Below are 23,347 nucleotides of genomic sequence, written 5' to 3'. Positions count from 1 at the left end.
CCGGGGCGGCGGACGACACGGCGGTGGTCCGGCCGCCGTCGCCCGTCGCCCGGCCGACACGGCGCGGCCCCCTCGCCCGTACGGTCGCCGTGCTCGTCCTGCTGCTGCTCGCCGGGCTGATACCGCTGCTGGGCCCCTCGCTGGCGCTGGACGGAACCGGCGAGGACCCGGCGCCCGGCGTCCCCGGCATCGGACTGCTGCGCACCGTCCTGTTCGCCGCGCTCGCCGTGCAGGCCGGGGAGGTGCTCGGCGGACGGCTGACCCGCCGGGTGCCGGAGGTCCCCGTCACCGGACCGCCGCCCCCGTGGTCGGGGTACGCGGCGCTCGCGGGGACGGTGGCCGCGCTGGGGCTGGCCTCGGTGGTCGCGACCGGGAACCTGGTGCCCTCGCGACCGGCCGACATGGACCTCGGCGGGCTGTACCAGACCCGGGACGGGGCGCTGGCGCTGATCGAGGTGAACGCGTTCATCGCGGCGGGACTGCTGTACCGCTCGCGGTCGGCCGCCCTGCGGGTGCTGCCGCTCGCCGCGGTCGTCGTCGCCGAGGCGCTGCGCGCGCATCCGGTGACGGAACAGCAGCCGCTGGTCGGCTCGGCTCTGACCCTGGTCCATCTGACCTGCGCCTCGCTGTGGGTGGGCGGGCTGTTGTACGCGGTGCGGGCCGGATGGCGGTGGCGGTCCGTGTCCCCCCTGGCGGGTTCCGCGCTGCTCGGGGCCTACGCCCGGGTGGCGGCGGGCATGCTGGCCGGGGTGACGGCGACGGGGGTGGTCAGCACCCTGCGCAGGATGCCGCCGGACACCCTCCTCGATCAGTTGCGGACCACCTCCTACGGCCGGGTGCTGGCCGCGAAGCTGCTGCTCGTGGTCGTCGTGGTGGGGTTGGCGGCGATGGCGCGGGCCCGGCTGCGGCGGGCGGCGCGACGGCGCGGGCGGCACGGACGGCGGGCCCGTCCGGCCGATCCGCTGGCCGCGTACGCCCCGGCCCGGGTCGAGGTCGCTCTCCTCGCCCTGGTGGTGGCCGTGTCGGCGCTGCTCACCGCGGTGCCGGTGCCGATCCGGTGGGGCGCCCTGTGGTGGTGAGCGGCGCGACGCCGCCCGACGGGACCCCCGACGGCGTCTGCGGGCGGCGCTCCGCCGGACGGGACGGAACGGGGGAACGGGCCGGGGGAACGGGCGGGGCCGGGAGACGGCGGGGCCGGGCGGGACCGAGCTGAGCCGGGGCCGTGGGGACGCGCCGAGCGGCCGGGGCGGATGACCCGGCGGGGTACCCGGGGCGGGCTCCCCTTCTCCGGGGCGGCCCTCAGCCCCGGATCAGTGCCATCAGCCGTCGGTGCGTCGCGGCGTCGGCGGCGGCGACGAGTCCCCGTCCCCCCGGGCCGAGCGGGGCGCCGTCCACTCCGGTGACCACGCATCCGGCCGCCCGGCACAGGGCGATGCCCGCCGCGAAGTGGACGCTCTCCGAGAGGTCGGCACCGTCCGTGACGTACGCCGCCCGGCGGCCCGCCGCGACCCAGGCCAGGGCCAGGGCCAGCGTGCTGGACACCACCCGGGGCGGAAGGACCCGGCGAACCCGGGGTGGGCCAGCAGGTCCACCGCGCGGAAGGCGGGGGCGCCGGAGAACGGCGGGTCCAGGTTGACGTCCACCAGCCGGGTGGCGGAGGTAGGCACCAGGTCCGCGTCGACGCCCCGGTGCCGCACCCGGGGCGGGTACGGCCGTCGGTGAATTGACATCCTCTCCGTCCTAAAGGGCGGAGATTCGCGCCTGCCTGCCAGTGGATACCGGCTGGGGCTTCGGGTGGGTTCCTGTTTCTCCGCGCTGTGCCGGGACGGGTCCCGGTCTTACCCGCGCTCCGCAGGCTGACACGGCCAGTCCGGCCGCCTTGGCGACGTTGACCGCCGCGTTGATGTCCCGGTCCAGGTGGGCACCGCAGGCCCCGCATGTCCACGTACGGATGTGCAGGGGCTTGGGGCCGTCCTTGACGCCGCACTGCGAGCACACCTGAGACGTCGGCTCGAAGCGTCCGATACGGATGAGAGTGCGGCCGTACAGGGCGGCCTTGTACTCCAGCATCATGAGGAACGCCGACCATCCGGCGTCGTGCACGGACTTGGCGAGGCGGGTGCGGGCGAGCCCCTTGACCGCCAGGTCTTCCACGGCCACCGCTTGGTTCTCGCGGATGATCTTCGTGGAGAGCTGGTGGTGGAACTCGCGCCGCGCATCGGCGGTCCGTGCGTGGGCGCGTGCGACCTTGATGCGGGCCTTGGCCCGGTTCTTCGATCCCTTGGCCTTGCGGCTGAGATCCCGCTGCGCCTTCCTCAGCTTCTTCTCGGCCCGGCGCAGGAAGCGGGGGCTGTCGGTCTTCGTGCCATCCGAGAGGACCGCGAAGTGCGTCAGTCCCAGGTCGACCCCGACCACGCTGTCCGTGGTGGGCAGGATCCCGGGCTCGGTTTCGACCACGAACGAGGCGAAGTACCGTCCCGCACGGTCCTTGACCAGGGTCACCGTGGACGGAGTGGACGGCAGGGAACGTGACCACCTGACCGGAACGTCACCGACCTTCGGCAGCCGGAGCTTCCCGCCGGTCGTGATCTTCCATCCGGCGTTGGCGGTGAAGCGGACCGACTGCCGGGTGTCCCCCTTCGACTTGAACCGGGGCGGTCCCGTCTTCGGCCGCTTGCCCTTCAACCCGTCGAAGAAGTTCTTGTAGGCGGTGTCCAGGTCCCGGAGGGACTGCTGCAACACGACCGAGGACACCTCGGCGAGCCATGCCCGCTCAGGGGTCTTCTTCGAGGCGGTGAGCCGCTTGGACAGCTCGCCGGACGGGATGAACGGCAGCCCGGCGGCCCGGGCGGTCTCACGGGCCCGGAGGGCGTCGTTGAAGACCACCCGGGCACACCCGAACGCCCGCGCCAACGCCACGCGCTGACCGGCGCCCGGGTACACGCGGAAGCTGTACCGAAGCTGCACGCCGATCACCATACCCTTTGGTTTATGTCACCACGCTGGAACCCAAATCCCGATGTACGCACCGGCTGTCACGTCACCCACAACCTGCATGTCCACTTGGTTTTCGTCACCAAGTACCGGCGCAACGCCATGACCGACGCCATGCTGACGCGGTGCGAAGAGATCATGAGAGAGGTATGCGCGGACTTCGAGACCGAGCTGAAACAGTTCAACGGCGAGGACGACCACGTGCACCTGCTCGTGCACTACCCGCCAAAGGTCCAGCTCTCGAAGCTGGTCAACTCCCTCAAGGGTGTGTCCGCCCGGATGCTGCGCAAGGAGTACGACAGCCACGTCCGACGGTACCTGTGGGGAGGGCACTTCTGGTCCGGCTCCTACTTCGCCGGGTCCTGCGGCGGCGCACCGCTGACCGTGGTCAAGCAGTACATCGAGAACCAGAAGCGGCCCGTCTGACCATCACGGCAAGGCGCAGCGAACCCCGGCACTTCGCACCTCCGCCCCAAGGACGGCCTTCACCCCCGCCCTTGAGGGGTGGAGCACTGGCCAAGATCAGAGGTAGACCTCCCCGCCGAACGGATCGGCGACCGCCGCCGCGCACCGCCACGTTGACGGCGACCACCAGGGTGCCCGCCGCGTAGTTCAGCGTGCCGCACAGGGGGTCCACCCACCACTGCCGTCCGGTGTCGGCGCCGCCCTGCCGCCCGCCCTCCTCACCGATCACCGCGTCCCCGGGGCGGGCCGCGCGGAGGACGGCGAGCACGGCCCGCTCGGCCTCCAGGTCGGCGGTGGTGGCGAAGTCGCCGCCGCCCTTGTCCACCCGGGCGAGCGGCGCGCCGTACGCCCGGCGCACCACCTCGGCACCGGCCAGGGCGGCGGCCACGGCCACCTCGGCGTCGGTCGGCCCGGCCCCTCCGGCCGCCCGTTCCGCCGGGGGGTCCGCCCGGTGCTCGGCCCGGTGGTCCGCCGGGTGCTCCTGATGGTCCGTCACCGGTACCGACGCGCGTTCCGTCGCCCGTTCCGCCGTCCGCCCCGTCCGGCGGTCGGCCGGGTGCCCGGTCGTCCGTTCCGTCATGGGCTCCGGCTCGGTCACGCGTTCCGTGGCGGGTTCCGTCATGCGTAGGAGCCTAGGCCGTCTCCCGCGGCTGGACGCGGGGCGGTCCGGTACCGGCGCCGTGGCGTTCAGGGCACCACGAGCGCCTTGAGGGCGGTGCGCTCGTCCATCGCCCGGTAGCCGTCCGCGATCCGCTCCAGACCGACCGTCAGGTCGAAGAGCGGTGAGGGGTCCAGCGAACCGTCGAGGACCTCCGGCAGCAGCTCCGGCAGATGGGCACGGACCGGGGCGATCCCGCCGCGCAGCGCCACGTTCCGGGTGAACAGCTCCCCGAGGTCGACCCCCGAGGCGCTGCCGTGCGGCACCCCGACGAAGCCGACCGCCCCGCCGTCCCGGGCGGCGCCCACGGCGGTGCGCATCGACTCCTCGGTGCCCACCGCCTCCACCACCGCGTGCGCGCCCCGGCCGCCCGTCAGCTCCCGGACCGCGTCCACCGCCTCCCGGCCCCGCCCGGCGACCACGTCGGTGGCGCCGAAACGGCGGGCCAGCCCGGTCCGCGCGCCGTGCCGTCCCAGGGTGACGATCCGTTCGGCGCCCAGTCTGCGGGCGGCCAGCACCGCGCAGAGGCCCACCGCCCCGTCCCCCACCACGGCGACCGTCGCGCCGGGCCGCACGCCCGCGCCGAGCGCCGCGTGGTGACCGGTGCCGAGGACGTCGCAGAGGGCGGTGAGGGCGGCCAGCAGCCGGTCGTTCCCGGCCGCCCCGGCGGGCAGCCGCACCAGGGTGCCGTCCGCGTACGGCACCCGCACCGCCTCGCCCTGGCCGCCGTCGTAGCCGGGCCGTCCCCAGGCGCCGCCGCGCTCGCACGAGGACGTCAGCCCCTCCCGGCAGGCCGGGCACACCCCGTCCGACCAGGTGAAGGGCGCCACCACCAGATCCCCGGGGCGGCTCCCGGCCACCTCGGCGCCGGTGTCCTCGACGACCCCGAGGAACTCGTGCCCCATGCGCTGTCCCGGCCGCCGCCGGGCCGCTCCCCGGTAGGCCCACAGATCGCTGCCGCACACGGCCGCCCGGACCACCCGGACCACGGCGTCGGTCGGGTACTGGACGCGGGGCGCGGGCACGTCCTCCACCCGGATGTCACGGGGGCCGTGGATGGTGGTGGCGCGCATGGGACCGTCCCTGTGCCGTGCCGGTGCCCGTGCCGGACTCCGGCGGCGGATTCCGGCGGCGGATTCCGGTACCGGGCCTGGTGCCGGGGACGGTTCCGGACCCCGGTGCGGTGCGTTCCGGTGCCGGACCCCGGTGGGACCCCGGTGCGGTGCTCCGGCGGAGCGTCCCGGTCGCAGGTATTCCGGCCGGAGGTGTTCCCGGTCGGAGATGTTCCGGCGCGGTGTCGCGGCGCCGGTGTTCCCGTCCGGGGTCCGCCCGCACGACCGGTCGCGGGGCACCGGTCCACGGCCGTGCCGTTCCCCCACGCTACGCCGCCGGGCCGTCCCTCCGCGCGGCGAAGGCCAGCAGGACGCCCCGGGCCAGCAGGAACTGGGCGACGAGATAGGTGAGCATCACCCAGGAGTCCGGGCTCGGCAGCTGCGGCCAGTCGGCGATCCCGGTGGCGATGAGCGTGTCGGACAGCAGGAACAGCGCCCCGCCGAGCCCGGCGGCCGGGCCGAGGGCGCCCGCCCGGAACGCCATCGCCGTCAGCAGCGCGCTGTAGAGGGCGACGGGGATCCGCAGCCCCGCCGGGAGGTCCGGCCACAGCAGGGCGACGGTGCCGACCAGCGCGGCGGCGTAGGCACCGCCGAGGGCGGCGCGCCGGGAGCGGGCCCCGGGGTCCCGGGCGGGCGCGCCGTAGCGGGCGAAGAGGACCAGGTAGCAGACGTGGCCGACGGCGAAGGACGCCATCCCGGCGAGGAACGCCGTGTCGTCGTCGACGAGCAGCAGCACGTCGCCGCCCCAGCCGCACAGCAGCGCCACGGTCAGCAGCCGGGGCCCGCCGCACAGGGCGGCGCAGACGGCGAGCAGGAGCAGCAGCACGGGTTTGACGGCGGTGTGCCCGGCGGACGATCCGGCGAGCAGGACCGCCACGTCGGCGGTGGCGGCCGCCGCGTACGCGGCGAACAGACCGCGGACCAGGGCGGGACGGCGGTCGGTGGGACCGGCGGGCAGGGGACGCGGGATCACGCGGGGTCTCCGGAGGGCGGGGCGGGCGGCGGGGAGGGGGCGGGGTGCCAGCCGGGGCCGCGCAGCAGCCGTCCGGCGCGTTCGCCCCAGGTGGTGGCGGTGCGCAGGTCCCGGGCGATGGCCGCGTACTCGTGGGTGGCGACCCGTAGCGGGTGGTGGGTGCCGATGTCCTTGGTGAGCCCGTACACGGGCCGCTCGGTCCGGGCGGCGAAGGAGCCGAACAGCCGGTCCCAGACGATGAGGACACCTCCGAAGTTGCGGTCCAGGTAGTCGCCCTGGGAGGCGTGGTGCACCCCGTGGTGGACGGGGGTGTTGAAGAGGTACTCGACGGGCCGGGGCAGGGGGCCGATCCGTTCGGTGTGGATCCAGAACTGGTAGACGAGGTTGAGCGAGGAGCAGAACGCCACCGCCGCCGGATGCGCCCCGGCCGCCACCAGCGGCAGGTAGAACGGCCAGACCGTGAGGCTGGTCCAGGGCTGGCGCAGCGCGGTGCTGAGGTTGAACTTCCGGCTGGAGTGGTGCACCACGTGGCAGGCCCACAGCACCCGGACGACGTGGTGGGCGCGGTGCGACCAGTAGTAGAGGAAGTCCTGGGCGAGCAGCAGCAGCGGCAGCGTCCACCACAGGACGGGCACCCGGAGCGGGGTGAGTTCGTACACGGCCGTGTAGACCGCGACGGCGGGCACCTTCCACAGCAGGTCGAAGAGGACGCTGCCCGCCCCCATGGTCAGGCTGGTGGCGGTGTCCCGGGCCGTGTAGCCCGCCGCCTCCCCGTCGGGGCGCAGCCGGTAGCTCACCATCTCCACGACGGTGAGCAGGACGAAGGCGGGCACGGACCACAGCACGACGTCGGGCAGAGGGGGCATGCGTGCACGGTACGGCGGCGCCCCGGGCCTCCACCAGACGTGGTTACCGACAAGTATCAGGGCGCGGACCGGCGCGTTTCCTGTCCACCTCCGCCAAGGGCGCCGGTCCCGTGGTCACACCGGCGGGCACGGCGGCACGGAGAGGACGGGGGGACGGGGAGGACGGGGAGGACGGCCGGGTCGCTAGATCCCGGCGGCCCCCAGCAGCGAGCCCACCGCGTAGGTGACGCCCATCGCGAGCGCGCCGCCGCCGACGTTGCGCAGCACCGCCCGCCGGGGTTCGGCCGCGCCCAGCCGGGCGCCGGACCAGCCGGTGAGGACCAGGGCGGCGAGCACCGACAGCACGGTCACCCCCAGCCGCCAGTCGGCGGGCGGCAGCACGATCGCCAGCAGCGGCAGCAGGGCGCCCACGGTGAAGGCGAGGAAGCTCGCCCCGGCCGCGTGCCAGGGGTTGGTGAGCCGGTCGGGGTCGATGCCCAGCTCCACCCGGGCGTGGGCGCGCAGCGCGTCCCGCGCGGTGAGCTGTTCGGCGGCCTCCCGGGCCACCGGTCCGCTCAGGCCCCGGGCGACCAGCAGGTCCGTCAGCTCGGCGAGTTCGGCCTCCGGCTCCTCCCGCAGCTCGCGGCGCTCCTGGGGGTGTCTGACGATTCCCCGTGGAGTGAGGAGCGGTGTCCGGTGCGTGCGATCGCAAGGCGCCGGAGAGTCCTCGTAGCGGAGCTACTAGGGCTTTTCGGCAACGCGGCGAGCGGGCGTGCCGGGCGCCGTGACGCCGCGGGGAATCGTCAGACACCCCCTAAGCCAGGGCGGCCTTCTCGGCGTCGCGCTGGGTGGAGACCGAGACGTACTCGCCCGCCGCCATCGACAGCGATCCGGCGAGCAGTCCCGCGAGGCCCGCCGTGAAGAGGGCGGCCCGGTCGTCGGTGGCGCCCGCGACGCCGACCACCAGGCCCGCCGTCGAGACGACCCCGTCGTTGGCGCCGAGGACCGCGGCCCGCAGCCAGTTGAGCCGTCCGCCGAGGGCGCCGCCGTGGGCCTCCTGGTGGGACGGCCGGGCGGGCGGGGGTGTCGGTTCGCTCACCCGGCGAGCGTCTCACCGCCGGGGCGGGCACGCCGGGAGCACGCCCCGGCGCGCCGCGCGGGGCCGGGCGCGCCCGGGGGGGGCGACCAGGCGGATCACCGTAGGCGTGCCGCCGACCCACATGTCGCCGGACCCACGTGCTCGCCGGGCCGACCCGCCACGGGTCCGTTCCGGCGGGCCGTGCGGGCCGTCGTGGTGGTCAGTCCGTGCGGGGACCGGCCTGCTGGACGACCTCGAACGACCACACGGTGGAGGCGGAGGCGGCGGGCCGGGGCCGCTCGCCCTCGCTGGCACCGCCCTGGTGGGCGGCCTTCATCGGGCCGTCCATCCACGCCTGGAAGTCCTCCTCGCTACGCCAGCGGGTGTAGACGAGGTACTGGTCGGTGCCCTCGACCGGGCGCAGCAGCTCGAACCACTCGAAGCCGTCGGAGCCCTCGACGGCCCCCGCGCGCGACGCGAACCGGCGCTCCAGCACCTCGCGCTGTTCGGCCGGGACGGTGAGGACGTTGATCTTCACGATGCTCATGCGTCCCATCCTGCCGTGCGACGGCCGCCGACCGCGCCCCGGGGTGGCGGGCGGCCACCGCGCGGTCCTTCCGCCGGACGGCCGCCGGTCACCCCGCCGTCCCACCGTCCCGGCGTCGTACCGCGTCCGGCCGTCGCGCCCCTCCGGAGCCCCCGCCGCCCGGGTACCCCGATGGCCCGATGCCCGGGTGCCCAGGTGCCGGGTGCCGCTGAACCCCGGCGCCGGGCCCGGGAAACCCCGTGGCGGGCCGTCACCGGCACCGCCTAGACTCCCCCTCGCGGGGGCGGCTCCGCGGCGTGCTTCCTTCTCCTTGCATCCTCTGCGAAGACTCCCTAGCGCGCTCACTCTCCGCCCCCGCTTCGTCGTATCCCGGGGGCCTTGATGAACGACAACGACCTGTCCCTGCTGCTGCTCCGGCGGCTGCGGACGGTGTACCTGGACTGCCCGGCGCGGACCGGAGGGCGGGCGCCGGACCCCAAGACGCTGGTCGCGGCCGAGATCTGGCTGCTGGAGCGGGGGTACACCCTGACCCGTCCGCTGCGCGAGGCCCTCGGCGGACTGGGCCGGATCACTCAGCGGGTGGCGGTCAAGGACCTGCTGGCCCGGCTGGACGCCCTCTCCGGCGCGCACCGCGTCCACCGGCCGCTGTTCCGCTACTTCCCGGTCTCCGTGCCGGACGACTCACACGAGCTGTACGCGCGGCGGGTGCGCGCGCTGCTGCGCCAGCGTCCCGAGCAGCCCTGCGTGCTGTGCGCCGCCACGGGCACCGTCCGTCCGGTGGCGCCCTGCGCCCACCTGGTGTGCCGGGCCTGCTGGGACGGCGCCGACTACACCGGCTGCCCGCTGTGCAACCGCCGGATCGACCCGGACGACCCGTTCCTGGTGCCCGTCGACGAGGCCGACGAGGAGCCCTTCCCCGTCCTGCCCGGACCGCTCGCCCCGCTGCTGCTGGGCACCGACCTCGCCGCCGACACCGGCCGGGCGCTGAACCGGCTGCTGGCCCGGCGCACCCCGCTGAACCCCCGGGACCGCGCGGATCTGACGGTCCTGCTGGAACACGCGCCGCCCCCGGCCGACTGGCTCCCCGACGAGATCCCGGTGCGCGAGTCCAAGGCGCTGGTCCTCGGGACGCTGCTGCGCTCCCCCGCCACCCGGGAGGCGGTCCGGCCGCTGCTCGCCGGGCGGCTCACCACCGCCACCGACGTGCTGCGGCTGCTGCGCGTGTGGTCGGGCTGCGGGCCCGACCTCATCGGCCCGGGGCCGCTGCGGTCCCTTCCGCGCGGGCTGCGCCGGGAGCTGCTGGCCGCGCTGGAGGCGCTGCCGGTGCGGGCGCTGGTCGAGGACATGAGCCGACGGCCCGGGTGGTGGAAGGCCGTCGGTGAGGTGCTGCACCCCTTCGAACGGCACGAGCGGCACCCGGGGGCGGCCCTGGCGTTCGCCGTGGTGCGCGGGACCCGGCTGCGGCCCGACGCGCTGGGCGCGGCGCTGCGCGCGACGGCCGACGCGCACCCGGACGCGGTGCGGCGGGTGGGCCGACGGCTGCGGCCGGTGCGGCACGGCGCGGCGGTGGAGGCCGCGCTGGCCTCGGGGGACGGCGCGGCGGCGTTCGGGCTGCTGCTGGGGCGGCCGGGGCAGTTGCTGCGCCGACTCGACCACGTGCTGCGGGTGTCGGGCCCGGACGGGCCGGACCCGGCGGTGGCCGCCGCGCTGGGCCGGGCGCTGCCGGGGGCGGGCCCCGGTCCGCTGCTGGCGGCGTACGGGGAGTTGCGGACCCGTCAGCGGCCGGGCGACCGCCGGGTGTTCCTGCCCCGGAGGCGGGCCGCGCACACCTACGCCGTACCGGACGTCCGGGCGCCGCTGCCGGGCCCGCTGGTCCGGGAGGTGTGCGGGGCGCTGGAGGCGGAGGTGCTGCGGCGGCTGGCCGGGGCGCCCCCGGTGGACCTCGCGGTGATCGACGCGGAGCTGGTGGACCTGCCGGTGCCGTCGGCCGAGCACACCGCGTCGGCGGCCCTGGTGGACCTGCCCCGGGGCAGTGTGCGACCGCTGCCGGAGGGGGACGTCGTCCGGCTGTTCCTGCACTGGCGGCAGCCCGGCACCGACTCCGTCGACCTGGACCTGTCGGTGGCGCTGTACGACGCCGGCTGGGGGTTCGCCGGGCTCTGCGACTACACGGAGCTGACGTTCGGCGGGCGGGCGGCCGTCCACTCGGGGGACCTCACCTCGGCGCCCGCCCCGCACGGCGCCACCGAGTACGTGGACCTGGACCCGGCGGCCCTCGCCCGGTCCGGGGCGCGCTACCTGGTGCCGGTGGTCCTCAGCTTCGACAACACGCCCTTCGGGGAACTGGCCGAGGGGTTCGCCGGGTTCATGGCCCTGCCCCGGGAGGGCCGGGACGGCCGGTTCCACCCGGGGGCGGTGCGGCAGCGCTTCGAGCTGACGGGGCCGGGCCGGATCCAGCTGCCGATGCTGGTGGACCTGGTGCGGCGGGTGTCGGTGTGGACGGACGTCCAGCTGCCGGTGTCCGAGGGGTACCACCACGTGTCCCGGCACCGCTTCCGGCTGGGGCGGCTGAGCCGCGATCTGTACCGGCACCTGGGCGCGGGCCGGGTCACCCTGTGGGACCTGGCGGTGTGGCACGGGGCGGCCCGCGCCGACGAGGTGGCCGTGGCGCACCGCGCGCCCGGCGGCGACGGGACGGGTGAACTGCGGCGGTACCGGCGGGCCGACGGGGAGGACCGGGCGGCGTTCGCGGCCCGGGTGCGGGAGGCGGGCGCGCCCGACGGGGTGCGGCACGGGGACGTCGACGCGCTGGTCGCGGCGCACGCGGCCGGGAGGCGGGTGCTGCTGGCCCTGGTGGCGGGCGATCCGGCGCCCGAGGACGTCACCGGCGAGGTGTACCGGCTGCTGCCGGGGCCCGTCGACGGCTGCGGACTCGACCCCCTGACGGCCCGGGACCTGGTGGCCGCGCTGGCCCCGGCGGACCGCCGGACGGACCGGTCCGCCGCGCCGGGAACCGGCCCGTCGTCAACCGCGCGCCCCGGGGGGTGAGTTGCCGGGACCCCGGACGGGGCCGCCCCCGACGGGTGGCGGCGGACGGGGTGTCGGCGCCGGGACGTATCCTCAGTGACCATGCTCGACGACCGAACGACCGCAGCGCACCCGCCCGAGTGGCCGACCGCCTACCCCGAGGGGTACGCGGTCGTCGACGTCGAGACGACCGGTCTCTCCCGGGACGACCGGATCGTGTCCGCCGGGGTCTACCGGCTGGACGCGCGGGGCGAGGTCGAGGACCACTGGTACACCACGGTGAACCCGGAGCGGGACCCCGGTCCGGTGTGGATCCACGGGCTGACGGCCGGGGAGCTGGCGGGCGCGCCCCTCTTCACCGAGATCGCCGGGGAGTTCGCGGCCCGGCTGGAGGGCCGGGTGCTGGTGGCACACAACGCGGCCTTCGACTGGTCGATGATCGCCCGGGAGTACGCCCGGGCGGAGCGCGTCCCGCCGGTCCGTCAGCGGCTGTGCACCATCGCGCTCTCCAAGGAGCTGGGGCTGCCGCTGCCCAACCACCGGCTGGAGTCGCTGGCGGCCCACTTCGGGGTGGTCCAGCAGCGGGCGCACCACGCGCTGGACGACGCGCGGGTGCTGGCCGAGGCGTTCCGGCCGAGTCTGCGGGCGGCGGCGCGCGGCGGGCTGCGGCTGCCGCTGCTGGAGTGCCTCCCGCTGACCGAGTGGGCGCGGGGGGCGGCGGCGCCGGTGATCGGGCGTCAGTCGGGGTACGGCGGCCGGTCGGGCGGGGCCCCGTCGAGCTGGCGCCCGTCGCGCAAGCGTCCGCCGTGCCCGTACCCCAACCCGGGGCGCTACGTACCGGGCGGGGCGCTGCGGCAGGGGATGCGGGTGGCGTTCTCCGGGGACACCTCGGTGGACCGGGAGCTGTGGGAGGACCGGGCCGTCGAGGCGGGGCTGCACGTCGCGACGAGCCTGTCGCGGCTGACGAGCCTGCTGGTCACCAATGACCCGGACGGGGCCACCAGCAAGGTGGCGAAGGCCCGTCAGTTCGGCACCCCCGTGATCGACGAGGCGGCGTTCGGACAGCTGCTGCGGGACGTGGAGCCCGCCGGGGAGGGCTGACGGACCGGCGCGCTCCCGTCGCTCGTGTCGTTCCCGGGAGCGCGGTGCGACGATCGGATGGTCGGGTGAAACGGGCGGGACGCGCGGCCCGCCGCCCGCCGTGTGCGGAACCCGCACCGCACCCTGTGGCGCATGGCACGTTGTGAGGTCTGCGGAAACGACTACGGCATGTCCTTCGAGGTGCACGCGCAGGGCGCGGTGCACGTCTTCGACTGCTTCGCCTGCGCCATCCACCGGATGGCGCCGCTGTGCGAGCACTGCCGGGTCCAGATCATCGGTCAGGGCGTCGAGGTGGCGGGGCACTGGTACTGCGGCGCCCACTGCTCCCGCGCCGACGGGCGGGTGGGGATCATCGACCGGGTCTGAACCGACCGGGTCCGCCCGGACCGCCGCCCGCCCGCACCGCCCGACCGGACCGCGCCGCCCGGCGGGTACCCGCCGCGCGGGCCCGGTACCCGCCCCGGCACCGGAGGCGCCCCGCCCGGCACCCCTGGCGGGGAGCGCCGCCGGTCCGGGTTGTACGGTCGTGGGGTGTACCGCTTCCTGTTGTCCCGGCAGTGGGTGATCCTCACCCTCCTCGCCCTCGTCCTCATCCCCGCGATGATCGAGCTGGGCTTCTGGCAGTTCCACCGGCACGAGAACCGGGTGGCCCACAACGAGCGGGTCCGGGCGGCGATCGAGGCACCGCCGGTGCCCGTCGGGAAGCTGACCTCCCCCGGACACCAGGTGCCCGACTCCGACCGGTACCGCCGGGTCACGGCACGCGGCACCTTCGACACCGGGAACGAGTTCGTGGTGCGCCGCCGCACCAACGCGGACGACCAGATCGGGGTGCACGTGCTCACCCCGCTGGTCCTCGACGGCGGGCGGGTGCTGCTGGTCAACCGGGGCTGGATCCCCGCCGACGGACCGCAGACCGAGGTGCCCCCCATCCCCGCGCCGCCGCGCGGCGAGGTGACGGTCACCGGGCGGCTGATGCCCGACGAGACCACCGCGAAGAGCGGGATCAAGGACCTCCGGGGGCTGCCCGACGGCATGATCATGCTGATCGGCAGCGCGGCCATGTCCGAGGAGCTGGGCAAGCCGGTGCTCGGCGGCTTCGTGGAGCTGGTCGCGCCGGCCCCGTCCGGCGGCACCCCGCAGCCGCTGTCCTCCCCCGACCACAGCGGCATCGGCGCCCATATGGCGTACGCCGTGCAGTGGTGGCTGTTCACCGCCGCCGTACCGGTGGGCTGGGTGATCCTGGTCCGCCGCGAGCTGCGGGACCGGGCCGCCGAAGCCGCCCGCGAGGCCGCCGCGGCGGAGCGGCCGTCCACGCCTGCGGGCGTCTGAGCCCCCACGGTCCCGGGACGTCCGGCCCACGGTCCCGAGGCGTCCGGCCCGCCGCCCCCGGTGACCGCGCCCCGGGAGGCACCGGTCCCACGGCACGCGCACCCGCCCCCGGACGGCCCGCCCGGGCCCCGGCGCGGCACGACCCGGTCACCGTCCGGACCGGCCGGTGCCCCCGCCCGTCGGGGCCGGGGGCAGGATAGGGGCATGGATCTTGGACTGAAGGACCGTGTCTACGTCGTCACCGGCGCCACCCGGGGCCTCGGCAACGCCACCGCCCGCGCCCTCGTCGCCGACGGCGCCAAGGTGGTGATCACCGGACGGGACGCGGACCGCGCCGCCCGTGCCGCCGAGGAGCTGGGACCGGACGCGGTGGGTCTCGCGGCGGACAACGCCGACCCGGCGACCGGGGAACGGCTGGTGGCCGCCGCCCGGGAGCACTTCGGCGGCTTCGACGGCGTACTGATCAGCGTCGGCGGTCCGGCGCCCGGATACCTCGCGGACAACACCGACGAGCAGTGGCGGACCGCGTTCGACACGGTGTTCCTCGGGGCGGTGCGGCTCGCCCGGACGGCCGCCGCCGAACTGGGCCCCGGCGGGGTCATCGGCTTCGTCCTCTCCGGCTCGGTGTACGAGCCGATCTCCGGACTCACCATCTCCAACGGGCTGCGCCCCGGTCTCGCGGGCTTCGCCAAGTCCCTCGCCGTGGAGCTGGGCCCCCGGGGCGTACGGGTGGTGGGGCTGCTGCCGTCGCTGATCGACACCGACCGGGTGCGGGAGCTGGACGCGCTCTCCGCCGACCCGGAGGCCACCCGGGCCGCCCACGAGGCACGCGTCCCGCTGCGCCGCTACGGCACCCCCGAGGAGTTCGGCAAGGTGGCGGCGTTCGCGCTGTCCCCCGCCGCCTCGTTCCTCACCGGCGTGATGCTGCCGGTCGACGGCGGGACGCGGCGCGGCTTCTGACCGGACGGCGGGACGACGGCCCGTCCGGACGGCGCGTCCGCGCGGTTCAGGTGACGCGTTCGGCGGGGTGGCGCTCGCCGCGCAGCCGGACCGTGGCGGGCAGCCGGGCCAGTCCGGTGGCGGCGCGGGCATCCGCGAGGACCCCGTCACCGAGTCCGCGCAGCGCCTCGCGGGGCGCGGCGTGCGGCTCCAGGGTGAGCCGCACCCGGGCGGCGGGCGCGGTGCGGCGGCCGGTGAGGGTGACGGCGGCGGCGCCCACCCCGTCGAGGTGTCCGGCCTCCGAGGTGAGGGCGGCCTCCAGGGCGCGCCCCCGCACCAGCGCCGCCTCGCCGTCCCCGCTGTCCACCAGGACCTCGGCGAGACGGCGGCGGCGCAGCACCGAGGTGAGCCACCACAGGGTGAGCAGCACCAAGACGGCCAGCACCGCGATCACCGTCGGCCACCACCAGCCCTCGTCCCGCCACCGGGTGCGCCGGGCGGCGCTGAGCAGGACGTCGCCCCGCCCCTCGTGCACCCACCAGGAGGGCGGGCGCACCCCGAGCCCGACCGCGAGGACGGAGCCCCCGCCGACCAGCAGGACCAGTCCGATCGCTCCGAGGAGCAGCCGGTTGACGGTGCGGAGCACGTGGTTCATCCCTTCCGACCGGGGCGCCGCACCCGCAGCCGCAGCGACGGGGGGTGGCCGAGGCCGAGGTCGTGGACGCCGTCGGTGAGGACCGCGTCGAGGTCCCGGCGGACGTCCGCCAGGTCGCGGAAGTGCGAGACCGCGCGGACGTCGGCCCGGCGGCGGCGCACCCGGACCCGGACCGACTGCACCCCGGAGACCTCGACGGCCCGGTCGCGCAGGGCCGTGGCGGCGGCGCGGCGGTGGAGTGCGGCACTCAGGTCGGGGACGGGTCCGCGCATCGGCAGCAGGGCCCGCAGACCGGGGGTGAGGGCGAGCACGAGGAGGAGCAGCCCGAGCGCGGCGGCGGCGCCCGCGCCGAGGAGGACCCCGGTGTCGTCCAGGGGGCGGGTGGCGAGTTCCCGGGCGAGGGCGCGGCGCCAGGCCATGGCGGGGCGGCCCGCGCGGACGGCGGCGACGTCGTAGAGGAGCAGCCCCGCGCCCGCGAGGAGGACCAGGGCGGCGAACGCGGCGGGGACCCGGCGGGCGGACCAGAAGCGGCGGGGGACGGACCGCGGGGCCTCGGGCCCGGGGGCGTCGGTGCCGTCCGGGGCGGGGGCCGCCGGACGGGCGGCCGGCCCGGGGGCCGTGCTCACCGCAGGGTCCCGTGTTCGCCGTCCCGGGGCGGGCGCAGCCGTTCGACGAGGACGGTGACCTCGGGGACCTCCAGTCCCGCGAGGGAGGTGACCCGTTCGGTGACCCGGCGGCGGACGGCGGCGCAGTGGGCGCCGATGTCGGCGGGGTAGCCGAGTTCCAGGACGATCCGGACCCGGGCGGTGTCCTGGTGGACGACGACCGTGGCGTGCGGACGGGCGCCGGGGGGCTCGGGGGCGGTCTCCAGTGCCTCGTGGGCGGCCTGTGCGGCGATCTTGGCGATCACCCGGTCCGCGATCCGGGTGGCGCCGCGCTCGGCGGGCCCGACGGACGGGGCGGGCACCCGTCACCGCCGCCGGTCGTCACGGGCCCGGAAGAAGTCCCCGGGTTCGAGGTCGCCGTCCAGGAACCGGCCGGCCACGAAGCCGACGGCGCCCAGCGCCGCCACCAGCAGGAAGGCTCCGAAGCCGCCGAAGTACCCGGCGAAGCCCAGTGCCATTCCGGCGATCAAGCCGACCACGGCCATGCTCATGGTGCGCTCCTCTGCGCGAGTGCGGTGCGAGTGCGGTGGGGGTGCGGTGCGCGGGCCCGGGGACGTGTGGCGCGCCCGCCGCCGGGCGGGCGCGGGGGCCGCCGGGCGGCGGGCCGTGGGCGGTCCGGGACGGGGACGGTCCTGGACGGTCCGGGGTCCGGGGCGGGTGGGGGTGGTCACTGGAGGCGGGACTCGGGTTCCTCGTCCTCCTCGTCGGGCAGCTTGACGTCGCTGACCGCGATGTTGACCTCGACGACCTCCAGTTCGGTCATCCGTTCCACGGCGGTGATGACGTTCTCCCGCACGGCGCGGGCCACCTCCGCGATGGCGACGCCGTAGTCGACGACGATCTCCAGGTCGAGGGCCGTCTGCACCTCGCCGACCTCGGCCTTGACGCCCCGGGTGACGGACTTGGAGCCACCGGGCACCCGGTCGCGGACCGCGCCGAAGGTGCGGGACAGTCCGCTGCCCATCGCGTGCACCCCGACGACGTCGCGGGCGGCGAGCCCGGCGATCTTCTCGACGACGCCGTCGGCGATGGTGGTGCGGCCCCGGGTGGCCGGATCACCCCCGCCCCGGGCGGTCGGCCGGTCGCGCTGGCCCGTGGAGGACGGTCCCGTGGTGTCAGGGCTCTTCCGCGTGCTGTCGGTCATCGCCGTTCCCTCTCGCCTCTCACCGGGGTGGTATGTCCTGAAAACCACGGTAGGCGGGGTGGGACGGTCGCGCCCGGGGGGATACGGCGGGTGGCGGACGGCGGGCCCGTTCCGGGTGACCGGCCGGACCCGCGCCGGATCAGTCGCCGAGGCCCGCGAGGTCGCGCAGCCGTCGGGCCTGCGCGGCGCGCTCGGCGGCGCGCTGTGCGTCGAGGTCGCGGCCGGTGGCGCCCTGGAGCAGGGCCTTGGTCTCGATGACGGCGTCACGGTCCGCGGCGAGCAGGGCGGTGGCGAGGTCGTCGGCGGCGGCGTCGAGCTGGTCGCCGGGGACGACGAGGTTGACGAGGCCGACGCGTTCCGCCTCCGCCGCCTGGACGGAGCGCCCGGTCAGACAGATCTCCAGGGCGCGGGCGTAGCCGACGAGGGCGACGAGGGGATGGGTGCCGGTGAGGTCGGGCACCAGTCCGAGGGCGGTCTCGCGCAGGGAGAACCGCGCGTCCTCGGCGGCGACCCGGAGATCGCAGGCGAGGGCGAGCTGGAAGCCCGCGCCGACGGCGTGTCCCCGGACGGCGGCGACGGTCACCAGATCGCGCCGCCGCCACCAGGTGAACGCCTCCTGGTACCCGGCGATGGTCGCGTCGAGTTCCTCGTCGGTGCTCCGCGCGAGGTCGGTGAAGGACGGCTCGCCCGGGATGCCCTCGGGGGTGAACGCCCGCCGGTCGAGGCCCGCCGAGAAGGACGGGCCCTCGGCGCGCAGCACCACGACCCGGACGGTGCCGGGCAGCAGCCGCCCGGCCTCGGCCAGGGCCCGCCACAGGGCGGGGCCCTGCGCGTTGCGGCGGGCCGGATCGGTCAGGGTGACCGTGGCGGACGGACCGGCGACGGTCAGTCGCACACCGTCCCGGTCGAGTACCGGCTCGGACATGGGGCGCCTCCGGGGGTGCGGTCCTGGGGCCCGTGCGGGGGCGCCGGGCGCGGGAGCGCTCGGAGCCGGGTACGCGGGCACCCGTAAGTGACTGCACAGTAACCACCCGGTCGGGCATCCGTCCGACCGGGTGGCCACACCGGAACCGCTGACGAGCCGGTGGAGCCGCCCGGACGTCAGCCGGCGGCGGCCTTCTTGCCCCGGGTCGCCCCGCCGCGTCCCCGCAGCGTGACGCCGGACTCGCTGAGCATCCGGTGGACGAAGCCATACGAGCGGCCGGTCTCTTCGGCCAGCGCCCGGATGCTCGCACCGGAGTCGTACTTCTTCTTCAGGTCTGCCGCGAGCTTGTCACGCGCGGCGCCGGTCACCCGGCTGCCCTTCTTCAGAGTCTCGGCCACCCGTGCCTCCTCATGGGAAGTGCGCTCTGGACTTCTCATGATCACCCCTCCCGCGCTTCCTGGCCACCCATTCGACAAGGTCCACACCGCTCCGCCGCCCGTTCCGGAAGCGAAGACCGCGAGGGGAATCTTTGCCTCCGCTTGTTCGCGCGGGGCGCCCCGCGCGAAGCCGGGAGCGAATCAGCAGGTCAGGGCGGGCACGCCGGAGGCAGGCGGAACCTTTGATTCCGTCCAGGAAAGTCCATGTAGGACGCACCGCTGCACTAGGCGATCTCACACCTTTGATGGATCACCGCTAGGCCGAATGATCCATACGCAGTGGATCACGCTTTCGGTCAAGGAGATGCCGGAGCGTTCCCCCGGACGGGGGACGCGGGCACCCGCACGTCGTACGGGTGCCCCGGGAGCGGGTCAGGCGAGGGCGATGAGGTCCGCGTAGTCGGCGCCCCACAGGTCCTCGACGCCGTCGGGCAGCAGGATGATCCGCTCGGGCTGGAGCGCCTCCACCGCGCCCTCGTCGTGGGTGACGAGGACGACGGCGCCCTGGTAGGTGCGGAGCGCGCCGAGGATCTCCTCGCGGCTCGCGGGGTCGAGGTTGTTGGTGGGCTCGTCCAGCAGCAGGACGTTGGCGGAGGAGACGACCAGGGTGGCGAGGGCCAGCCGGGTCTTCTCCCCGCCGGACAGCACGCCCGCGGGCTTGTCGACGTCGTCGCCGGAGAACAGGAACGAACCGAGCGTCTTGCGGACCTGGACCAGGTCCAGGTCGGGGGCGGCGGAGCGCATGTTCTCCAGGACCGTGCGCCCGGGGTCCAGGGTCTCGTGCTCCTGGGCGTAGTAGCCGAGCTTGAGGCCGTGGCCCTCGACGACCTCGCCGGTGTCGGGCTTCTCGACCCCGGCGAGCAGTCGCAGCAGGGTGGTCTTGCCCGCGCCGTTCAGCCCCAGGATGACGACCCGGGAGCCCTTGTCGATCGCCAGGTCGACGTCCGTGAAGATCTCCAGCGAGCCGTAGGACTTGGAGAGTCCCTCGGCGGTGAGCGGGGTCCGGCCGCAGGGCGCGGGGTCGGGGAAGCGCAGCTTGGCGACCTTGTCGCCCTGGCGGACGGCCTCCAGACCGGACAGCAGGCGCTCGGCGCGCCGGGCCATGTTCTGCGCGGCGACCGTCTTGGTGGCCTTGGCCCGCATCTTGTCGGCCTGCGCGTTGAGTGCGGCAGCCTTCTTCTCGGCGTTCTGGCGCTCGCGCTTGCGGCGCTTCTCGTCGGCCTCGCGCTGCTGCTGGTAGAGCTTCCAGCCCATGTTGTAGACGTCGATCACGGAGCGGTTGGCGTCCAGGTAGAACACCTTGTTGACGACCGTCTCGACCAGGTCGACGTCGTGGGAGATGACGATGAAGCCGCCCCGGTACGTCTTGAGGTAGTCGCGCAGCCAGACGATGGAGTCCGCGTCGAGGTGGTTGGTCGGCTCGTCCAGCAGCAGGGTGTCGGCGTCCGAGAAGAGGATGCGGGCCAGCTCGATCCGGCGGCGCTGACCGCCGGAGAGGGTGTGCAGGGGCTGTCCGAGGACCCGGTCCGGCAGGTTGAGCGCGGCGGCGATGGTGGCGGCCTCGGCCTCGGCGGCGTATCCGCCCTTGGTGAGGAACTCCGTCTCCTGGCGCTCGTACTGCCGCAGGGCCTTCTCCCGGGTGGAGCCCTGGCCGCTGGCGATGCGCTGCTCGTTCTCCCGCATCTTGCGGATCAGGGTGTCCAGTCCACGGGCGGACAGGACGCGGTCGCGGGCGAGCATGTCGAGGTCGCCGGTGCGGGGGTCCTGCGGCAGATAGCCGACCTCGCCGGAGCGGGCGACCGTCCCGGCGGCGGGGACGCCCTCGCCCGCGAGGACCTTGGTGAGGGTGGTCTTGCCCGCCCCGTTGCGGCCGACGAGGCCGATCCGGTCGCCCTTGGCGATGCGGAAGGTGGCGGATTCGATGAGGACACGGGCACCGGCACGCAGCTCGATACCGGAGGCGGTGATCACGGACGGACTCCTGGGCGGATGGACGGCGAGAGGGGGCGGCGAGGGCGGTGACGCCGTCTAATGCGCGAGGAGAACAGCCATGGGAGAAGTCTAACGGGCCCGCGCAAGGGGATTTCCCGGCGCGGGGCGGTGCCCGGAGCCGCCGGGACGCCGCCCCGAGCGCGGTCCGGGGCTCCGCCCGGAGCGCGGTCCGTGGTCTGGGCACGCGGTCTGGGCCCGGGCACGCGGCGTGGGGGCGTCCGGGCGCTCCGGAGGGCGCGTCCGTGGCGCCCGGCGGGCGGCGGGGGCGGGCGGTCGCCAGACTGGGGGAGGTCACGTTCCGTCGATCCGGGCGTCCGGTGGCCCGGGCCGCCCGGCCGAGGAGGGCTCCCATGGCGAGGACCGACGACGGCTCCCCCACCGTCTACCCGACCCTGCTGTACGGCGACGCGCGCGCCGCGATCACCCTGCTGACGGAGGCGTTCGGCTTCACCGCCGTCCACGTCTACGAGGACGGGGAGGGGCTGGTCACCCACGCCGAGCTGGCCCTCGGCAACGGCGCGGTGATGCTGGGCTCACGGGGGCGCGGGGGCCGGTTCGACGAGGTGATGGCGGGCGGCGGGCCCTCGGGCACCTATGTGGTGGTCGAGGACGTGGACGCCCATCACCGGCGGGCGGTGGAACACGGGGTACGGGTCCTGGTGCCACCCACCGACCAGGACTACGGCTCCCGGGACTATCTGGCCCTCGACCACGAGGGCAACGTCTGGAGCTTCGGCACCTACTCCCCCGACCTCGGCGGCTGAACGCACCGCCCGGCCGGGGGGGGACGGTCAGCCGCCTCCGGTGTGCACCTGGAACGCCGCCCTGCGGACCGCCTTGGCGAGCGCCGGGTCGGGGTGGGCGGCGGCGAGCGCGACGAGCACCTGGACGGTGCGGGGGTGGCCCACGCCCCGGATGTCGTCCAGCAGCGCCGGGACGGTGGGCTGGGGCGCGGACTCCAGATGGCGCACGAGCAGCTGGGTCTCGCCGTGGTCGGCGACGGCCGCCGCCGTGTCCACCCAGAGCCAGACCTCCTCGGCGCGGGTCAGCACGGTGTGCGCGTCCTCGGGGTCCACGCCCTCTATCTCGGCGAGCCACAGCAGGGCGTAGGGGCGCAGCGACGGTTCGTCCCGGACCAGCCGGACCTCCGACTCGGCGGGGGCGCCGACCACCCGCAGCGCGTCGAAGGCGAGCCCCCGCAGCAGGGCGTCCTCGCCCCGGGCGGCGGCGATCAGTTCGGTGACGGCGCTGGAGACGGTGCGGGCGGCGAGCCAGGCGCGGTACTCGGCGCGGGCCTCGCTGGGCCGCAGCCGGGCGCAGCCGCGCAGCATCGCCTCGGCGGAGTGCTCGATGTTGCCCCCGGCGGTGCTCTGGGCGGCCACGCAGATCTGCTCCAGCTTGACCCACACGGCCCAACTGCCCAGCGGGGTCAGGGTCGCCTGGCCGTCGGCGCAGGTGAGGGCGCCGACGGCGGTGAGGGCACCGAGGGCCCAGTCCAGCAGCGCGGAGACCACCGGCGGGGCCAGCTCCCGGGGCCGCTCCGGCACCACGGTCCCGGTCCCGGCGTCGTAGGGGATCTCGCAGCGTTCGGTGCGCAGTTCGGTGACGCGCTGTTCCAGCAGGTCCAGCAGTTGCGGCACCGGGACGGGCCCGGCGGACAGCTGGAGGAAGGAGAGCACCTGCGGCATCGCCTCGACGACCTCGCCGACGGCCGTGGCGTCGGGTCCGGCGGGCGCGGGGTGGGCGAGCGACCAGGCGTCGAAGAGGGCGACCCAGCCGCGCAGCACGGCGGTGTCGTCGCGGTCCCAGGCGCGCAGCCGCCAGCCGGGGCGGGCGGAGTCGCCGTGCACCTCGACCAGTCCGGCCAGCCGGGCGGTGTCCCAGTCGGCGCGGACCTGGTCCGGGGTCAGCCCCAGCTCGGCGGCGGCGCGTTCGGCGGTCGCCGTGGAGAGGGTGCCCCCGCCGCCGGGGGTGGTGGCGAGGGTGTGTTCCGGGGGCGCGGCGGCCGGGTCGGGAACGGCCCGGGGGGCGGGGCGGTCGTCGTCCCCGGGGCCGGGCGCGGGAGACAGCGCGGTGTCGGCCCAGCGCGCGATCCGTACGGCGCCCGCGAGGCCGGTACGGGCGGTGCGGGCCAGTTCCCAGGGGGCTGGGGTGCCCTCGGGGGGCCTCGGGGCGGGACGGCGGGAACGCCGTTCACCGGCCGCGGGGGCGGTGGCGCTCAGAGAGCGCGGACGGACGAGTCGGAGCCTGGAGTCGCGCGGGGTACGGGACGTCACGGGTGCAGTCTTCCGGTTGACGGTCCGAAAACCCAAACGGAATGGCGCGCGAGGAGCTGGCGAACGTCTGCTCGGTGGTGGGTCCCGCGTTCGAGAGAGAACAAGCGGAGGCCCCCGGGGAGGGGGACGCCCGGCACGGACGGGGTGTGAGCGGAGGGACCGTCGTCACAGGGGGGCGGGGA

Annotated in this window: 22 protein-coding genes and 4 pseudogenes; 8 read left to right on the top strand and 18 right to left on the bottom strand. The window is 75.6% G+C overall.

Features of this window, described 5'->3' with window-relative positions:
• The first annotated feature begins 23 nt into the window (after positions 1–23).
• Complete coding sequence (locus tag ACVWNX_RS27555; RefSeq protein ID WP_454414965.1) at positions 24–1,079, top strand: CopD family protein; 1,056 nt, start codon at positions 24–26, stop codon at positions 1,077–1,079.
• Positions 1,080–1,299: 220 nt separating this feature from the next.
• Here ACVWNX_RS27555 and ACVWNX_RS27550 read toward each other — a convergent pair.
• Positions 1,300–1,697, bottom strand: a pseudogene (locus ACVWNX_RS27550) (inositol monophosphatase family protein); the annotation flags it as partial.
• A 43-nt stretch (positions 1,698–1,740) separates the two neighbouring features.
• Complete coding sequence (locus tag ACVWNX_RS27545) at positions 1,741–2,967, bottom strand: RNA-guided endonuclease InsQ/TnpB family protein (RefSeq protein WP_454410859.1); 1,227 nt, start codon at positions 2,965–2,967, stop codon at positions 1,741–1,743.
• A gap of 24 nt (positions 2,968–2,991) precedes the next feature.
• Here ACVWNX_RS27545 and tnpA point away from each other — a divergent pair, with 24 nt between their 5' ends.
• Positions 2,992–3,420: an IS200/IS605 family transposase gene (gene tnpA / locus ACVWNX_RS27540; protein WP_454410857.1), complete on the top strand. Its 429-nt coding sequence runs from the start codon at positions 2,992–2,994 to the stop codon at positions 3,418–3,420.
• 102 nt (positions 3,421–3,522) lie between these two features.
• Here tnpA and ACVWNX_RS27535 read toward each other — a convergent pair.
• The 7 genes and pseudogenes from ACVWNX_RS27535 to ACVWNX_RS27505 all read right to left on the bottom strand — a co-directional run.
• A pseudogene (locus ACVWNX_RS27535) lies at positions 3,523–3,853 on the bottom strand (inositol monophosphatase family protein); the annotation flags it as partial.
• A gap of 293 nt (positions 3,854–4,146) precedes the next feature.
• A complete protein-coding gene (locus tag ACVWNX_RS27530) occupies positions 4,147–5,190 on the bottom strand; it encodes a zinc-binding dehydrogenase (RefSeq protein WP_454410855.1) in 1,044 nt (347 codons plus the stop codon).
• 307 nt (positions 5,191–5,497) lie between these two features.
• Positions 5,498–6,202, bottom strand: a complete 705-nt coding sequence (locus tag ACVWNX_RS27525; RefSeq protein WP_454410853.1) for a lysoplasmalogenase — start codon at positions 6,200–6,202, stop codon at positions 5,498–5,500.
• A complete protein-coding gene (locus ACVWNX_RS27520) occupies positions 6,199–7,068 on the bottom strand; it encodes a sterol desaturase family protein (protein ID WP_454410852.1) in 870 nt (289 codons plus the stop codon). The genes ACVWNX_RS27525 and ACVWNX_RS27520 overlap by 4 nt, the downstream gene beginning before the upstream one ends.
• A gap of 183 nt (positions 7,069–7,251) precedes the next feature.
• Positions 7,252–7,698 (bottom strand): annotated as a pseudogene (locus ACVWNX_RS27515) (VIT1/CCC1 transporter family protein); the annotation flags it as partial.
• 166 nt (positions 7,699–7,864) lie between these two features.
• Positions 7,865–8,146, bottom strand: a pseudogene (locus ACVWNX_RS27510) (VIT1/CCC1 transporter family protein); the annotation flags it as partial.
• 199 nt (positions 8,147–8,345) lie between these two features.
• Complete coding sequence (locus tag ACVWNX_RS27505; protein ID WP_454410850.1) at positions 8,346–8,672, bottom strand: antibiotic biosynthesis monooxygenase family protein; 327 nt, start codon at positions 8,670–8,672, stop codon at positions 8,346–8,348.
• Positions 8,673–9,053: 381 nt separating this feature from the next.
• Between ACVWNX_RS27505 and ACVWNX_RS27500 the strand changes: the two genes are divergently transcribed.
• The 5 genes from ACVWNX_RS27500 (at position 9,054) to ACVWNX_RS27480 (ending at position 15,092) form a co-directional block, all read left to right on the top strand.
• Positions 9,054–11,720: an MXAN_6230/SCO0854 family RING domain-containing protein gene (locus tag ACVWNX_RS27500; protein WP_454410849.1), complete on the top strand. Its 2,667-nt coding sequence runs from the start codon at positions 9,054–9,056 to the stop codon at positions 11,718–11,720.
• Positions 11,721–11,801: 81 nt separating this feature from the next.
• The gene (locus tag ACVWNX_RS27495; RefSeq protein ID WP_454410847.1) at positions 11,802–12,800 is read left to right on the top strand and encodes a DEDDh family exonuclease; all 999 of its coding nucleotides are present in this window, start codon (positions 11,802–11,804) and stop codon (positions 12,798–12,800) included.
• A gap of 132 nt (positions 12,801–12,932) precedes the next feature.
• Complete coding sequence (locus tag ACVWNX_RS27490) at positions 12,933–13,166, top strand: hypothetical protein (RefSeq protein WP_454410846.1); 234 nt, start codon at positions 12,933–12,935, stop codon at positions 13,164–13,166.
• Positions 13,167–13,331: 165 nt separating this feature from the next.
• The gene (locus ACVWNX_RS27485) at positions 13,332–14,132 is read left to right on the top strand and encodes an SURF1 family cytochrome oxidase biogenesis protein (protein WP_454410845.1); all 801 of its coding nucleotides are present in this window, start codon (positions 13,332–13,334) and stop codon (positions 14,130–14,132) included.
• Positions 14,133–14,336: 204 nt separating this feature from the next.
• Positions 14,337–15,092 carry an SDR family NAD(P)-dependent oxidoreductase gene (locus ACVWNX_RS27480; protein ID WP_454410843.1) on the top strand — a complete coding sequence of 252 codons (756 nt, stop codon included), beginning with the start codon at positions 14,337–14,339 and terminating at the stop codon, positions 15,090–15,092.
• 46 nt (positions 15,093–15,138) lie between these two features.
• Here the strand turns inward: ACVWNX_RS27480 and amaP are convergent, their stop codons facing one another.
• From amaP to ACVWNX_RS27440, 8 genes are all read right to left on the bottom strand, one after another.
• The gene (gene amaP, locus ACVWNX_RS27475) at positions 15,139–15,726 is read right to left on the bottom strand and encodes an alkaline shock response membrane anchor protein AmaP (protein ID WP_454410842.1); all 588 of its coding nucleotides are present in this window, start codon (positions 15,724–15,726) and stop codon (positions 15,139–15,141) included.
• Entirely contained in the window at positions 15,723–16,352 is a 630-nt protein-coding gene (locus ACVWNX_RS27470; RefSeq protein WP_454410840.1) for a DUF6286 domain-containing protein, read from the bottom strand. The genes amaP and ACVWNX_RS27470 overlap by 4 nt, the downstream gene beginning before the upstream one ends.
• Positions 16,349–16,693, bottom strand: coding sequence for an Asp23/Gls24 family envelope stress response protein (locus ACVWNX_RS27465; RefSeq protein WP_454410839.1), 345 nt, complete (start codon positions 16,691–16,693; stop codon positions 16,349–16,351). Before ACVWNX_RS27465 ends, ACVWNX_RS27470 begins: the two co-directional genes overlap by 4 nt.
• 3 nt (positions 16,694–16,696) lie before the next feature.
• Positions 16,697–16,882: a hypothetical protein gene (locus tag ACVWNX_RS27460; protein WP_454410837.1), complete on the bottom strand. Its 186-nt coding sequence runs from the start codon at positions 16,880–16,882 to the stop codon at positions 16,697–16,699.
• 176 nt (positions 16,883–17,058) lie between these two features.
• Complete coding sequence (locus ACVWNX_RS27455) at positions 17,059–17,535, bottom strand: Asp23/Gls24 family envelope stress response protein (protein ID WP_454410836.1); 477 nt, start codon at positions 17,533–17,535, stop codon at positions 17,059–17,061.
• 139 nt (positions 17,536–17,674) lie between these two features.
• On the bottom strand, positions 17,675–18,460 hold the full coding sequence (locus ACVWNX_RS27450) for an enoyl-CoA hydratase/isomerase family protein (protein WP_454410834.1): 786 nt from the start codon (positions 18,458–18,460) through the stop codon (positions 17,675–17,677).
• Positions 18,461–18,636: 176 nt separating this feature from the next.
• Positions 18,637–18,858 carry a helix-turn-helix domain-containing protein gene (locus ACVWNX_RS27445; protein ID WP_249590717.1) on the bottom strand — a complete coding sequence of 74 codons (222 nt, stop codon included), beginning with the start codon at positions 18,856–18,858 and terminating at the stop codon, positions 18,637–18,639.
• Between the two features lie 411 nt (positions 18,859–19,269).
• Entirely contained in the window at positions 19,270–20,868 is a 1,599-nt protein-coding gene (locus tag ACVWNX_RS27440) for an ABC-F family ATP-binding cassette domain-containing protein (protein ID WP_454410832.1), read from the bottom strand.
• A 371-nt stretch (positions 20,869–21,239) separates the two neighbouring features.
• On the opposite strand from ACVWNX_RS27440, the gene ACVWNX_RS27435 reads away from it, so the two are divergent.
• Complete coding sequence (locus ACVWNX_RS27435) at positions 21,240–21,653, top strand: VOC family protein (RefSeq protein WP_454410830.1); 414 nt, start codon at positions 21,240–21,242, stop codon at positions 21,651–21,653.
• Positions 21,654–21,680: 27 nt separating this feature from the next.
• On the opposite strand, the gene ACVWNX_RS27430 is transcribed toward ACVWNX_RS27435, so the two are convergent.
• Positions 21,681–23,165, bottom strand: a complete 1,485-nt coding sequence (locus tag ACVWNX_RS27430) for a hypothetical protein (protein ID WP_454410828.1) — start codon at positions 23,163–23,165, stop codon at positions 21,681–21,683.
• Positions 23,166–23,347 lie beyond the last annotated feature (182 nt).

This window comes from Streptomyces sp. JNUCC 64 (genome assembly GCF_054484115.1).
This window is presented reverse-complemented; position numbering and strand designations above follow the sequence as displayed.